This is a genomic window from Massilia sp. HP4 (genome assembly GCF_005222695.1).
Taxonomy (GTDB): Bacteria; Pseudomonadota; Gammaproteobacteria; order Burkholderiales; family Burkholderiaceae_D; genus Telluria.
In genome coordinates this window covers 425,264-438,526 of sequence record NZ_STGG01000012.1, presented here as the reverse complement: position 1 = coordinate 438,526, position 13,263 = coordinate 425,264, and the positions used below count along the sequence as shown (strand labels likewise).

At 66.4% G+C, this 13,263-nt stretch carries 12 protein-coding genes; 3 read left to right on the top strand and 9 right to left on the bottom strand.

From position 1 onward, the window contains the following. Window positions 1-319: 319 nt before the first annotated feature. The 8 genes from E8M83_RS07425 to E8M83_RS07390 form a co-directional block, all read right to left on the bottom strand. Window positions 320-3,406, bottom strand: coding sequence for a YDG domain-containing protein (locus E8M83_RS07425; protein WP_137172709.1), 3,087 nt, complete (start codon window positions 3,404-3,406; stop codon window positions 320-322). 42 nt (window positions 3,407-3,448) lie between these two features. Continuing rightward, on the bottom strand, window positions 3,449-4,969 hold the full coding sequence (locus E8M83_RS07420; protein WP_170976721.1) for a ShlB/FhaC/HecB family hemolysin secretion/activation protein: 1,521 nt from the start codon (window positions 4,967-4,969) through the stop codon (window positions 3,449-3,451). 587 nt (window positions 4,970-5,556) lie between these two features. Continuing rightward, window positions 5,557-5,814 (bottom strand): transposase, encoded by a 258-nt coding sequence (locus E8M83_RS26460; RefSeq protein WP_267874195.1) that lies wholly within the window; start codon window positions 5,812-5,814, stop codon window positions 5,557-5,559. Between the two features lie 187 nt (window positions 5,815-6,001). Further along, window positions 6,002-6,268 (bottom strand): DUF493 family protein, encoded by a 267-nt coding sequence (locus E8M83_RS07410; RefSeq protein ID WP_137172706.1) that lies wholly within the window; start codon window positions 6,266-6,268, stop codon window positions 6,002-6,004. Between the two features lie 62 nt (window positions 6,269-6,330). Beyond that, window positions 6,331-8,259, bottom strand: a complete 1,929-nt coding sequence (locus E8M83_RS07405; protein ID WP_170976720.1) for a DUF6600 domain-containing protein — start codon at window positions 8,257-8,259, stop codon at window positions 6,331-6,333. Window positions 8,260-8,391: 132 nt separating this feature from the next. Continuing rightward, a complete protein-coding gene (locus E8M83_RS07400; RefSeq protein ID WP_137172704.1) occupies window positions 8,392-9,030 on the bottom strand; it encodes a LysE family transporter in 639 nt (212 codons plus the stop codon). A 121-nt stretch (window positions 9,031-9,151) separates the two neighbouring features. Beyond that, the gene (locus tag E8M83_RS07395; protein WP_005664253.1) at window positions 9,152-9,439 is read right to left on the bottom strand and encodes an HU family DNA-binding protein; all 288 of its coding nucleotides are present in this window, start codon (window positions 9,437-9,439) and stop codon (window positions 9,152-9,154) included. A gap of 89 nt (window positions 9,440-9,528) precedes the next feature. Continuing rightward, entirely contained in the window at window positions 9,529-9,753 is a 225-nt protein-coding gene (locus E8M83_RS07390; protein ID WP_137172703.1) for a BrnA antitoxin family protein, read from the bottom strand. Window positions 9,754-9,973: 220 nt separating this feature from the next. Here E8M83_RS07390 and E8M83_RS07385 point away from each other — a divergent pair, with 220 nt between their 5' ends. Then, entirely contained in the window at window positions 9,974-10,915 is a 942-nt protein-coding gene (locus E8M83_RS07385) for a DUF808 domain-containing protein (protein ID WP_137172702.1), read from the top strand. Window positions 10,916-10,957: 42 nt separating this feature from the next. Here E8M83_RS07385 and E8M83_RS07380 read toward each other — a convergent pair whose 3' ends face one another. Then, window positions 10,958-11,431, bottom strand: coding sequence for a hypothetical protein (locus E8M83_RS07380; protein ID WP_137172701.1), 474 nt, complete (start codon window positions 11,429-11,431; stop codon window positions 10,958-10,960). Between the two features lie 37 nt (window positions 11,432-11,468). Here E8M83_RS07380 and E8M83_RS07375 point away from each other — a divergent pair, with 37 nt between their 5' ends. Both E8M83_RS07375 and E8M83_RS07370 read left to right on the top strand, forming a co-directional pair. Further along, complete coding sequence (locus E8M83_RS07375) at window positions 11,469-12,761, top strand: SDR family oxidoreductase (protein ID WP_137172700.1); 1,293 nt, start codon at window positions 11,469-11,471, stop codon at window positions 12,759-12,761. Further along, window positions 12,761-13,225 (top strand): DUF2269 domain-containing protein, encoded by a 465-nt coding sequence (locus tag E8M83_RS07370; RefSeq protein ID WP_137172830.1) that lies wholly within the window; start codon window positions 12,761-12,763, stop codon window positions 13,223-13,225. The genes E8M83_RS07375 and E8M83_RS07370 overlap by 1 nt, the downstream gene beginning before the upstream one ends. The last annotated feature ends 38 nt before the right edge of the window (window positions 13,226-13,263 follow it).

Below are 13,263 nucleotides of genomic sequence, written 5' to 3'. Positions count from 1 at the left end.
GGATTGGGACAGGGCACCAGGCCGGAGGTTGGACAGCCCCGTCATTATAAGCCAGCACGATGGGACGTGCCTGCCGAACAGGCAGCCCGACCCAAAGAGACAGTCCCGACACAGTTGTCGATATGGCAAGCTACCCTTACAAGGCGTGCGCACAGTGAAAACCGGTGGGGTATTCGCACGCAATAGCGATGACGCTGAAGGCTGCCGAAGCCTATGCTCGACAAGCTGATCTGGAATCATACGTCCGTGCCGCCCTGTGTCGTGCGCCAGCCAAGCCGGAATATCTCGACGGGTTACAGCTACATGTGTCGATGCGGATTCACCGATCGGAGCCGGGTTCCGCCGCAGCATCGCACTGCGGCCACACCCGAGCCATCGAACACGAGGCCGGAAGCGCCGCCTGCAGCGCGCTGGCGATCGCGAGCGAGCCGCCGTCTTGCGCGCGCTGCAGCGGTCCGCCAGCCGGCAGGCCGGCCCGGACATCGAGCGCGCTGGCATTGCCGGGCGCCTGTACCAGTACGTAGTTCGCGGCGGTCAGTCCGGACCCGAATATCGGATGGGAACCGGGCGCCGAGGCCGGCGTCACCGTGGTGTGCCATTGCAGCGCACCCAGGGTGGAGTTGGCGAGCGTATCATTGCCCTTGAAACCGGTGATGGTGCCGCCAAGGCCGTCCACGTCCAATCCGCCAATGACGACACCAGGACGTGCGTTGTACACCAGCGTGGCCGGCGTGATCTCGCCGCGGGCGCCCATCGCCGTGGTCGCGACCCGGTTCGAGCCGCTATCCAGGATGGTGGCGTCGATCCGGTAGTTGGCGGCGTCGGTCCCGAGAATCTCGAAGACACCGCTGGCCACGATCCGCTTGCCGCTGCCGGCGTCGCGCGAATCAAAATGACCATGTGCCGGGCCGCGCACCGCGAGCGCGTCACCCGCGACCACGCCATCCAGGGCATAGGCGCCGGGCTCCAGATCGATCGTGGTCGTGGCGTCGTACTCCTTGCGCGGCGCAGAGTCGATCACGATGTGGAGTGCGCGGTGCATAATCGCGGCGCTGGCGCTGGCCGGCATCGACAGCGCATAGTTGGCGGCGTCCGCACCGGTCAGGGAGCCCGTAAGCGCGACCGTCTTGCCGCTGCCTGCATCCCTGGTATCGAATTGTCCCGCGATCTCGAGCGACACTGCGTCGCCAGTGACTGCGTCGGCCAGGGTCGCGCTGACCTGGGCGTCACGGGTCCCGTCGTAGATCTTGTCCTGCGCGGCCAGTCCGGCCAGCGTGACCTCGCGCGGACTGATGGTGGCGCGCACGTCGGCGGGCGCGCTCAAGATGTAATTGCGCGCGTCGACGCCACTTAGGGTGACGCCGTCGACCGAGACGAGCTTGGCGACTCCAGCCTTCTTGTCGGCGAACTGGCCGGTGGCGCTGCCCAGGACGACGTTGTCGCCAGCCAGGATACCGGTCAGGGTGCCGGAGAATGTCGCGACGCGGGTGCCGTCATACACCTTGTCCTGCGCGGTCAGGGCGCTGGCGCTGATCGCGCGCGGCGTAATGGTGGCCCGACCCGTGGCCGCGCCGCCGACGAGGTTGTAGTTGCGGGCATCGGCGCCGCTCAGTACGCCGCCGCTGAGCGTCACGGTCTTGCCGACGCCGGCGTTCTTGTCGGCGAACAGGCCGGACGCGCCGATCAGGCGCACGTTGTCCCCGGTGACCGGGCCGACCAGGGCGCCCGACACGCTGGCGGCACGGGTGCCGTCGTACACCTTGTCCTGCGCCGCTACCTGGCCCACGGTGACGGGCGCGCGTGCAACGTCGGCCACATAGGCCTGGCGCACGCCGTACACGGATTGGCCTGTCGCGGTGACGATCCCGAACAGCGGACCGGCGCCCCGGTAGTCGATCGGCTTGCCAACGCCGGCATGCTTGTCGGCGAAGTCGGCCTGGTAGGTGACACTCAGCCGATCGAGCGCGAGCCCGATAGGCAGGTCGCTCGACAGCGCCTGAGAAATCGTCGCGCGCGTGCTGCCGTCGTAGACGCGGTCGGCGTCGACGTGGATGCGCGCGTCCAGGTTTTCGCGCACGACCACGCCATGCTGGCCGATGCGTGCGGCAGGCAGTGCGCTGCCTTCGGCCGCGCCGACCTGGACGAAGGTAAATCCGAGCTGGTTTAGTTGCGGCGACTGCCACAGGTCGGCAATGCGGTCCAGGTAGACCAGCCAGCGGCCGTTCGGTGTCGTCAGCCGGCTACCGCTCACGGTGATGGCGGGGGTCGACAGTACGATGCTGTCGCCCGTCGCGTGCGCGCCCAGCCGGGTATCGGCCATGCCTATGCTGGTCGAGCCGTCAATGCGGATTGCGCCACCCGTTTGCACAAGCGCCCCATCGAGCCTGACGTCGCTTGCGGCGATGCCGATCTCGCCGTCGATGCCACTGGCGCTATTGGCAGAGACGCTGCCGGCGACCGAGACCGTGCCACCAACCGATTCGACCCTGACCAGGCCACCGGCCGCAGCGCCGTCGGCATCGGCCGACGTGATGCTGCTGCTGGCGAGTTGCAAGTCGGAGTGGGCCCGCAAGGTGACCCGGCCTGCGCTTGCGGCGCCGACGCTGTCAGCGCGCACGATGCCGCGCTGGTTGACGATCGCTCCGTGCAGGTCGATGCTGCCGCCGCCGGGCGCCAGAAGGCTGCCCAGGTTCACGGCTTCGCTGTCCGGCGCGCTTACCCGCACCGTCACGTTCGGCACGCCCGAATCGACCAGATCGATGCTCTGGCCGGCCGCGAGCACGATCTGCCCGCCCGGGGTGTCGATGGTGCCTTCGTTATGCACCGTACCGCCCACCAGCCAGACACGGCCGCCAAAGCTGGTGGACAATTCGCCCCGGTTGACCACCGATCCGGCAGCCGCACCTTCACCGAAACGGTGACGCCCGACCAGGAAGTCCTCGTTGCGCACGCCAAGGCTCGACGCCACCAGGGCGCCGACATCGATGCGCGCGCCGGCGCCGAACAGCACCCCATTCGGATTGACTAGCCAAACTTCGCCATTCGACGACAGGCTGCCCAGAATAGTCGACGGATCATTACCGACCACGCGGTTGAGCACCTTGCTGGCTGCGTTGGCTTGCTGGAAGTGCACGCCGTTGCCCGCGCCGATCGAGAACGATTGCCAGTCCAGCACCGCGTTGGGCGAGTTTGCTATCGTCATCTGCTTACCGGCAGTCTGCAAGCTGGCCATGCCGCTGGTGACTTGCAAGCCGCTCGGTAACGTGCTCTCTTGCGCCAGCGCCATGCCGGGCGCGTTCCCGAAGGCGGCGACGACGGCCGCGGCCAGCACGCGTTGAGCAAGGCGCGCACGCTGGATGGTGTAGGCGCTGCGGTAACCGCTGCGATGTTCGGGTGGCTGGCGCATGATTGCGTCCTCTTGATCGGTGTCGAAAAAACGTGCTGGCCGTCAGAGGGCCAGATTGAAGGCAGCGTGCGCGCGCATATCGCCGGAGGCAGAGCTGGCGCCGCGTTCGAGCGCACGCGCAACGTCCAGGGTCGCGCTGGCACGTCGCGGCAGGGTGAGGCGCAGGCCAATGCCAGCACCGGTCAAACTGCACGCGGTGGCGTCCACACCACGGCATGGCAGTTCGCCGCGGTTCACTACGCGGCCGTGGTCAACGAACGCATATGGCCGCAGGCGCAGGCCGCTGGCCCAGTCGGCACTGGCCAGCGCGGCTTCGGCGCGGACCAGGTAGCCGTGGTCGCCGGACAGCTCGCGTTCGGTGTAACCACGCACGCTGCCGGCGCCTCCGAGGCCGAATTTTTCGGCCGCTATCAGGGCGTGGGCGCTGTATTGGAACTCGACACGAGCGCTCAATGCGCCGCCGCCGCTCAGCGCGCGCTCGGTGAAACCGGTGAAGCGGCCCACGGTGTACTGGCGCTTGGCGCTGGCGCGCGCAGCCTCGAAAGTACGCGCGGCGCTTCCGCCCGCGTTGATCGCCAGCGTGACGCTCACGCCATGGGCCACGCGCGACCCGCTAAGCTGGCCGGTGTAGCTCAGGCTCACTGGCAGCGTGGTGACGTCCACCGCCGCCGAACCGCAGCCGGCCGCGCCGAAGTCGCCGATCGCGCAATCGTCGCGGTAGTCGCGCCGATCCAGGCCTAGCGTCAGCTGATGATCGTATTCGCCGATCCGGTCCAGATGACGGTTGGCGCGCAGGCCAACGATGGTGCCGCGACCAGTGAAGGTCAGCGGGCCGGCGGTGGTGGCGGTGGTGCCGTTATTGACGGTCGAGTGGGCCACGAAGGCATCCAGCGAGGCCGCGTGCGCATATAGTGGCACGCGGTAACCGCCGCTGAAGATGCGTACCCGGCCCGGGTGCTCTGGGGAGGTCTGGAACTGCAGCGTGCCTACGTGGTCGCTGTCGAACAGGTTGGCGTGTTCGACGCCGATGCTCAGGCGGTGGCGCCCGGTCATCCCGGTGCCGGTATTGTTATAGCCGACCAGCACCTGCAGCGGTCGGGCGTCGGTGACGCTAACGTCGGCATCGATCTCGCCCGGGTTGGCGCCGGCGCTCAGGCTGACGTTGACGCGCTTGCGCGGATTGCTGTTGGTGAGTCCGATGTCGCGGTCGATCGCCGCGATCCGCGGCGTCGCACCTTGCTGCAGGTGCGGCAGGCCGGCGCGCACGTTGGCGCTGCTGAAGTAGCCGTTGCCTGTCACGCGCACTTGCGCCAGCTTGCCCTCGACCACGCGCACGATCACCACGCCGTCGTTCGAGTCCTGCGGCGGGACATAGGCCAGCACGCCGCCGTAGCCGGCTTCACGGTAGGCATTCTGGATGCGCGCGGCGACGGCATGCAGCGCATCCAGGTCGGGCGCAGCGCCGGTCACGCCAGAGGTGAGCAACGCAAACGTCGAGTCGGGCAGCAATGTGTTGCCTTCGACCCGTATCGCAGTGATGGTCGCGGCCACAGTAGCCGGCACGGCCTGACTTGCCGACGGCTGAGCTGTCAGCCGTGTTGCCTTTTGAGCAGTTGCCATGGCTGGCGCGACCAGGCAAGCTACGCCGGCATGCAATGCCAGGCTGCGAATGCGTTTCACCATCGATATCTTCTTCCCGTCTTGCGATAGTTATTCGCAGCACATCCATCGGCCGCCGGTCTGTTGCAGGCGTGCTCACTGTTAATATTTATAAAGGCCCGCCAATTTACGCGATAATGTGTATATATGACATCATATTTCTTGCGCTTGTGGTGCCGTTGCAACCATGTCGCCGGATCTGCTTACAGGAAGATCCGCCCGTGCTCGCGCAGACAGCGGCGCGACATCGGCCGGCAGCCTGGCGGGAACTTGCCGCCCGGTTAAGGCCTTGTTCCTGCCCACGCAGGAGCACATGAATGAGCAATCCCTACCCCGCGCCAGGCAAGTCAGGCTGAGCCGCTGTGCGCCGCGCCAGCTCGCCCATGCGCTTGCCGACGTAGATGAAGACGAGCTGGTCATCCCAGTTCAGGACCAGGTGGTTGGCTGCGCAGCACAGCAGGGCCGGCAGCAGATGTTCGGGCGCCAGTCAGCTATGCAGGCTGGCTCGCTTGCTGGACATTGGCGCGGAACGCACTTGCACGGGGATATTGCGGGTCACGGATGCTGCTATCGGTCAGGTCCAGAAAACGCAGGACGCTGCGACGATCCAGCAACTGGTACTCGAGCGCGTCGTCGGCTGGATTGTAGAGTTGTTGCAGCACCAGGATCTTGATCATCATGACCGTGGATAAGGCGGCAGGGCACCCTTGGCGCGGACGCGGTACAGCGGTATCGAGACGCGCAGCCAACGCCTCGAAATCGATGTTCCGGGCCAAGCCACCCAACCGGTCGCCCAGTTCAGCCCGCTCGTCCTCTCACTCTTGTTCGGCAAACAGGCTGATCCGGGTTTTATTCATGGCGACACTCACTGGCTGAGTTCGATGTCAGGATTTTACCCAGCCAGGCTCGGGGAGGACGAGGTTTTTCAAGGTGCCCTTACAGCACCATCTTGACCATCGGATGGGTCGACAGGGTGCGGTACACCTCGTCGAGCATCTCGCGGCTGGTGGCGGTGACGGTGACGGTCAGGCCGGTGTAGTTGCCCTGGGCCGAAGGACGGGTTTCCAGCTTGCCTTCGTGGAAACTCGGATCCAGCTGGGTCACCAGCGCGATGATGGTGGGAGCGAAATCGATGTGGGTCGCGCCCATCACCTTGATCGGGAATTCGCTCGGGTATTCGATGAGGGATTCTTTAGGGTCCATAAATCAATCCTGTGTAAAAGCGCCTGTGCAAAGGCGCATTGTAGCCAATGCTGGCGATTTCCTCAGCGTTCCTGCACCTGCCGGCCACGCGGATCGGTATGGGCGCGTGGACTGTTGTCGCCGCGCGGCGTGAAAGCGGGCGCGGAAGGCTGCGGACGCGGCGCCGGCGGGGCGACCATCTGCGGCGGCGGCGAAGGGCGCTGCACCGGCGGGCTTGGGCGCATCTCTGGACGTGGCTCCGGCCGCGGCATCGGGCGCGGTTCCGGCCGTGAAAACGCCGGCGCCGGATTGGTCGACAACACCGGCGGCCGTTGTTGCTGCTGCATGCGTTCGGCCCGTTCGCGCATCCGCTCTTGCTGCTCGCGCTCGGTTCGTTGGGCCCGGTCGCGCTGGAAGCCCATGCGGTCGGCCTGCAGGCGGTTGTCGAGGTCGCGCTGCATGCGGTCGCGTTCGTCCTGCCGGCGCTCCTGCTGCTGCGCCCGTTCGCGCGCCAGCCGTTCATTGCTCTCGCGCTGGCGCGCCATCGGATCGGTATCGACCCGGCCGCGATCGACCTCGAAACGGTCGCGCGTCACGCGCTCGGTGTCCAGGCGTACCGGCCGGCGGTCGAGCAGGTCGCGCCGCTCGTTGCGCTGCTCGTTACGCAAGTCCTCGCGCAGGCCGGCGCGCGCCACCAGCGGCGGCGGTGGGGCGCTGCCCTGTCCACGCGGCACGGCAAGCTGCGGGCGGTCCGGACGCGGCGCCCGGGGCACGACCACCGGCCCGCGGCCGCCGAAATGCTCGCGCGGCACCACGGTCAGGCCACGGTGCGGGCCAGGCCGTTGTTGCGCGGCGCGGCGGGTGGCGTGGCGCCAGTCGTTCAGGCGCCGCAGGCGCTGGTCCGACAGGCGGTAGCCCGGGACGTAGCGGTCGTAGGGGCTGAGCGGATACCAGCCGTGCGCGTGCAGATTGTGCGCGCCGAAGCCGACGCTCCAGTTGCCGCCGCCGACCCAGCCGACCAGCGCCGGCGACCACACCGGCCGCCGCTCGAGGCGGCCCGGGGCCCAGGCCCAGCGATTGTGCACCTGCACCCAGCGGCCGTAGTGGAATGGCGCATAGCCCCATGGCGCGTTGTCGACCCAGGTCCAGCCCCAGGGCGCGATATAGCTCCACTGGCCGTCGCGGTAAGGGGTCCAGTCGGATGCCACGGTGGTCGGCGTCCACAGGCTGCCGTAGTCGGAATTGGTGCTCCAGCTGCCATGGCGGTCGAGCTCTTCGTAGCCGGTCATCTCGGTGCCGATGTGGCGCGACGACTGCTCGGCCACCAGGGTCTGGTCGCGGGTGAGCGACCAGTCGTCGAATTCGTCGCGCCGCGCCTGCAGGGTGCGCACCTCCTCGTCGCGCACGCCGTTACCGCTGATCTCAGCGCTGCGGCCGGTGCGGACCGTGAGGCTGGCGCCGGCGCCGTCGACCTGGGCCTCGCCATCGAGCACGCTCACCAGGCTCATGTCGGGCACGCGGTCGGCGTCCACGCGCAGCCGGCCCGGCTGGTTCAGGCGCACCAATGCCTGGGCCGTGCGCAGTTCGAATTCGGGCACGACTTCGCTGTTCATGACGCGGATGCTGGCGCTGCCGAAGTGCAGGCGCAGGCGCAGGCTGTCGTCGTCCAGTTCGGTGAACTCGAGCGAGCTGTCGCCATCGAGGCGGATCGAGGTGGAGCCGATGCGGATCTCGGTGCGCGCGCCGGGCGCGGTCGTGACGAGGTTGCGGGTGGTGACCGGCCAGTTGACCACGGCGGCGCTGCTCTCGGTGCCAATGTCACCACCGATCTCGACCTTGCCCTGGACCAGCGAGACGCGGCCGACGCGGCCCGGGGGCTCGGTTTCCAGCACGCCGCTGCCAGCCTCGACCTGGTCGGGCGGCGCGGTCTGCAGCACGGTTTGCGCGGGCGCGCAGGTGGAAAACGCGGCCAGCGCGAGCAGGGCGGCGGTGTGGGCGAGGCGATGGGTCATGGCATATTCCAGGTAAGGAACGCGGACGGGGTGGGGCAACCTCATTACAACGCTCGAGCTCCCGCTCGGACAACGCGGGTTACACAAAGTTGCATCTGCCGGCATACGGAAACAGTCGCCGGCGGCATGGGGTCAGGCCGGCTGGCGCTTGACAAAGAATAACATCGAGCCGATCAGCACCAGCACCGCGCCGAACACGCGGTTTTGCAGGCGCATATGGCGTGGATCGCGCATGAAGCGCTGCATCGAGGCGGCCAGGGCGGCGTAGCCGTGCATCACGATCGAATCGATCGCCACCATGGTCACGCCCAGGATCGCCAGCTGGGTCAGCAGCGGCGCATCCTTGGCGATGAACTGCGGCAGCACCGCGACCATGAAGATGATGCCCTTCGGATTGGTGGTATTGGTCAGGAAACCGGTCAGCACGCGCTTGCCGAACGAAGGGTGGGCTTCCAGGCCGGCGGTGGATGCCGTCGGGCCCGGCGCCGGGGCGGCGCGCCACTGGCTGATGCCGAGGTAGATCAGGTACAGCGCGCCGACTACCTTGACCACCGTGAACGCGACCGAGGATGCCAGCAGCAGCGAACCGACGCCGGCGCCGGCGATCACCAGCACCAGCACCAGGCCCAGTTGCAGGCCGAGGACGGTCGCACTGGCCTTCTTGAGGCCATAGGCCAGGCCATGCGACATCGACAGGACCGCGCCGGAACCGGGAGAAATGGCGATCAGCGAACCGGCGATGACGAAGGCGATCCAGGTGGCGAAGCTCATGGCGGCGGAAAAAAATGAAAGGAATTGCGGGGAGGGGGAAAGCAGGAATGCCAGATAAGCCGGCAAATTCAGCCAGCGCGCGCGACCCGCGAACGGGCCGCGACGCGAGGCCGGGTACTGATTACTTCTTCTTGGTCGGGTTGACCGCTGCCTTCAGGGTCGCGCCAGCCGAGAAACGCGGGCTCTTGGAAGCCGCGATCTTGATCACTTCACCGGTTGCAGGGTTACGGCCCTTGCGTGCGGCGCGCTTGGTCACCGAGAAGGTGCCGAAGCCGGTGATGCCCACCGTGTCGCCCTTTTTGAGGCGCTCGGTGATGATCTCGATGATGGTGTTCACGGCGTCGCCAGCGGCTGCGCCCGACATCTCGGTGCGCTTCGCGAATTCTGCGATCAGTTCGCCTTTTTTCATAAATCCCTCCGGGGTTAAAAGAGCGGGAAGATTAGCATAAATATTGCTATGTGTAATGCCGCGCCCAGAGGGAAATTTGAAAGGAAGCCTTATGCGACGCCAGATTCGATGACCGGACCGCCCAAACGGTTGCGCAGCGCCGCGTTGATCAGGGTCTGGTAGCCGGTGCCGCAGCGCTCGGACAGGTTGCGGAATTCGTTCAGCACTTCATCGTCGAGATAGATCGTGATGCGGGTCTTGCGCTTCGGTGGACGAGCACGGCGCACGGGAGCGGCGGCGACGGGAGCGGCGGACTGGATCGAATCGGTGTTCATGGAATGATCTCCTTCGTTTGGGGGGACGAGGCTGCAGTACCGCAACCTTCAGCGTTGCACTATACGTATGCAGACCGGAAGTCGCCCTGTAAAAGCGACGAGATGCAGATTTCCAGGCATGAACTGCAAAAAGCCGCGCCGAACTGCGCCGCGAACCGTGTAGCCGCCGTTTCGCGCCTCGGTTAATATCGTGTCAACTTACTATCACGGAGCATTACCCATGGCCGGAGCCAGTTTATTTACCCTGTTGGACGATATCGCCACCATCCTCGACGACGTGGCCGCAATGAGCAAGGTCGCGGCGAAAAAGACGGCGGGGGTGCTGGGCGACGACCTGGCGCTCAATGCGCAGCAGGTCACCGGCGTGAAGGCCGAGCGCGAGCTGCCGGTGGTGTGGGCGGTGGCCAAGGGATCGATGGTCAACAAGGCGATCCTGGTGCCGGCCGCGCTGGCGATCTCGGTATTCTTACCCTGGCTGATCACGCCGCTCCTGATGATCGGCGGCGCCTTCCTGTGCTACGAGGGCTTCGAGAAGCTGGCCCACAAATACCTGCACAGCGCGCAGGACGATGCCGCGCGCAAGGCCGAGCACAAGGCGGCGGTGGCCAACCCTCAGGTCGACATCGTGCAAATGGAAAAGGACAAGATCAAGGGCGCGGTGCGCACCGACTTCATCCTGTCGGCCGAGATCATCGTGATCTCGCTCGGCACCGTGGCCGGCGTGGCGCTCAGCCAGCAGGCGGCGGTGCTGGTGACGATCGCGGTCGCGATGACGATCGGCGTGTATGGCCTGGTGGCCGCCATCGTCAAGATGGACGACGCCGGCCTGTACCTGAGCCAGAGCAACAACGGCGCCGCGCGCGGCCTGGGCAAGGGCCTGCTGGCCACCGCGCCGCGCCTGATGAAGGTGCTGTCGGTGGTCGGCACGGCCGCCATGTTCATGGTCGGCGGCGGCATCATCGCGCACGCGATCGAAGCCGTGCACCACTTCTCGCAAGGCGTCGCCGCCTCGCTCGCCGACATCCCGGCGGTAGGGCCGGTGCTGGCCTTCCTGGCGCCGATCGTGGTCGACGCCCTGGTCGGCGTGCTGGTCGGCGCCGTGGTGCTGGCGGCGGTGATGCTGGTGCAGCGCCTGCGCGGCAAGAAGGCTGCCGCACACTGATGTCATTCATTGACGCGGGCGTTCGCCCGCGTCATCCCGCCGTCAGCGCGCCGGTTCGTCCTTGCGCGTCAGGATGGCGCCGATCGCCAGCCCGATCGCGAATCCCACGTACACCACGCCCAGCGCCTTGCCCGACAAGCGCTTCTCGTAGCCCGGCTGCAGCGGCCGCGGTGTCAGCTTGTAGTCGGTAAAGGCGGCAAACGCCGACGTCGCCGCCGACGCAGCGGCAATGGCCATCGGATTCTTGCCGTTCATGACGCCACCCAGGGTACGCTCGAACACGAAGGACCAGAACGTGGCGCTGGCATGGTGGATCAGGTAGCCCGGCACCGTGTAGCGCAGCGAGAAGCGGTCGCGGTAGCTTGCTTTCTTGCCGTGGACGTAGTGGCTGACGGCATTGGTCGGCGCAAATGCGCTGCCGGTTTCCTTCTTGCCGACCAGGGACATCGCTACCGTCGACAGGATGCTCGACGTCGCACCGGAGATGAGTGCGCGCTGTAAGGCCGTATTTTCCATACAATCCTCTTTTACTTTGATGTGAAGGGAAGAACGGATGCGGATTTTGCTGACGGGGGCAAGCGGTTTTATTGGGCAACACCTGTTGCAGGCTTTGCTGACCGAAGGCCACCACGTCGTGTGCGCGGTGCGAACACCCGAATCGAAGCTTCCGAAAAGCGATGACCCGCGCTTGAGCTACATTCACGCCGACTTTTCCAACGATACCGATAAATCCGCCTGGCTGGCGCGCCTGTCGCACATCGACGCCGTGATCAACACGGTGGGCATTTTTCGCGAAAGCGGTCGCCAGGATTTCGCCCGCCTGCACCGCGACGCGCCGCGCGCGCTGTTCGCCGCCTGCGCCGAGTCGCACGACGTGCAAGTGGTCATCCAGCTGTCGGCGCTGGGCGCCGACCGCGATGCGCAGTCGCCCTACCACCTGTCCAAGCGCGACGCCGACGACTACCTGGCGTCGCTGCCGCTGCGCTCCTACATCGTCCAGCCTTCGCTGGTGTACGGCCGCGACGGCGCCAGCGCGCGCACCTTCCGCAGCCTGGCCAGCATGCCGCTCACGCTGCGCTTCGGCAGCAAACCGCAGCTGGTGCAGCCGATCCACGTGGATGACCTGGTGCAGGCCATCGTCGGCCTGCTCAAGCACCGCCTGCCGATGATGCCGGGCGCCGGCACCTCGGTGCGGGTGCCGCTGGTGGGGCCGCAGGCGATGCCGTTTACCGACTACCTTGGCCTGCTGCGTTCATCGATGGGCATGGGGCGCCAGCGCGTGCTGACCCTGCCGGGGCCGCTGGCGCGGCTGGCGGCCGGGATCCTGCCGGGTGCATTGATCAGCCGCGACGCGCTCAGCATGCTCGACCGCGATAACACGGCCGACGTCATGCAGACAGCGATGCTGCTCGGCCACCTGCCGCGCGCACCTGGCGAGTTCATCGGCGACCCGGGCGGTGAACGCGCGCGCGCCAAGCTCGGCTGGCTACTGCCGATGCTTCGCACCAGCATCGCGGCGGTGTGGATCCTGACCGCCATCGTGTCCTTCGGCCTGTATCCGGTCGAGGCCAGCTACGAACTGCTGGCGCGCACCGGCATCCCGCCCGACCTGCAGCCCCTGATGCTGTATGGCGCCGCCAGCTTCGACCTGCTGCTGGGGCTGGGCATCCTGTTCCTGGCGCGGCGGCGCTGGCTGTGGCTCGCACAATTGGGCCTGATCGGGTTTTATACAGTCGTGATAGCGTTCAAGCTGCCTGAATTCCTGCTGCATCCCTACGGCCCGCTGACCAAGAACCTGCCGATGCTGGCCGCGATCTGGCTGCTGTACCAACTCGAGGAACAATGATGGATTACCTGGTGCTGAAATGGCTGCACATCGTCTCGTCGACGCTGCTGTTCGGCACCGGCATCGGGTCGGCCTGGTACATGCTGTTCGCGAACGTCAGTCGCGACGTGCGGGCGATCGCGGTAGTGGCGAAATACGTCGTCGTCGCCGACTGGCTGTTCACGGCGACCACCGCCATCCTGCAACCGCTGACCGGCTTCTACATGGTCTACCTGGCCGGCTATCCGCTGCACAGCAAGTGGCTCATGTGGTCGATCATCCTGTACGTGATCGCCGGCGCCTGCTGGCTGCCGGTGGTGTGGCTGCAGATCCGCATGCGCGACCTGGCGGCGCAAGCGGTGTGCACCGATACCGCTTTACCGGCGCTGTACTGGCGCTATTTCAGGATCTGGGTGGCGCTGGGCGTGCCGGCGTTTGCGGCATTCATCGCGATCTTCTGGCTGATGGTGGCCAAGCCAATGTGATCCCCCTTCACCCATTCACGAACCATCAACCTTGGAGA

What these genes read in the sequence shown, in the direction of transcription:
- E8M83_RS07395 (WP_005664253.1), bottom strand. Translation starts at nt 9,439, where the DNA reads ATGAAAAAAGGCGAACTGATCGCAGAATTCGCGAAGCGCACCGAGATG.
- E8M83_RS07375 (WP_137172700.1), top strand. Translation starts at nt 11,469, where the DNA reads ATGCGGATTTTGCTGACGGGGGCAAGCGGTTTTATTGGGCAACACCTG.
- E8M83_RS07425 (WP_137172709.1), bottom strand. Translation starts at nt 3,406, where the DNA reads ATGCGCCAGCCACCCGAACATCGCAGCGGTTACCGCAGCGCCTACACC.
- E8M83_RS07380 (WP_137172701.1), bottom strand. Translation starts at nt 11,431, where the DNA reads ATGGAAAATACGGCCTTACAGCGCGCACTCATCTCCGGTGCGACGTCG.
- E8M83_RS07405 (WP_170976720.1), bottom strand. Translation starts at nt 8,259, where the DNA reads ATGACCCATCGCCTCGCCCACACCGCCGCCCTGCTCGCGCTGGCCGCG.
- E8M83_RS07370 (WP_137172830.1), top strand. Translation starts at nt 12,761, where the DNA reads ATGGATTACCTGGTGCTGAAATGGCTGCACATCGTCTCGTCGACGCTG.
- E8M83_RS07410 (WP_137172706.1), bottom strand. Translation starts at nt 6,268, where the DNA reads ATGGACCCTAAAGAATCCCTCATCGAATACCCGAGCGAATTCCCGATC.
- E8M83_RS07390 (WP_137172703.1), bottom strand. Translation starts at nt 9,753, where the DNA reads ATGAACACCGATTCGATCCAGTCCGCCGCTCCCGTCGCCGCCGCTCCC.
- E8M83_RS07400 (WP_137172704.1), bottom strand. Translation starts at nt 9,030, where the DNA reads ATGAGCTTCGCCACCTGGATCGCCTTCGTCATCGCCGGTTCGCTGATC.
- E8M83_RS07385 (WP_137172702.1), top strand. Translation starts at nt 9,974, where the DNA reads ATGGCCGGAGCCAGTTTATTTACCCTGTTGGACGATATCGCCACCATC.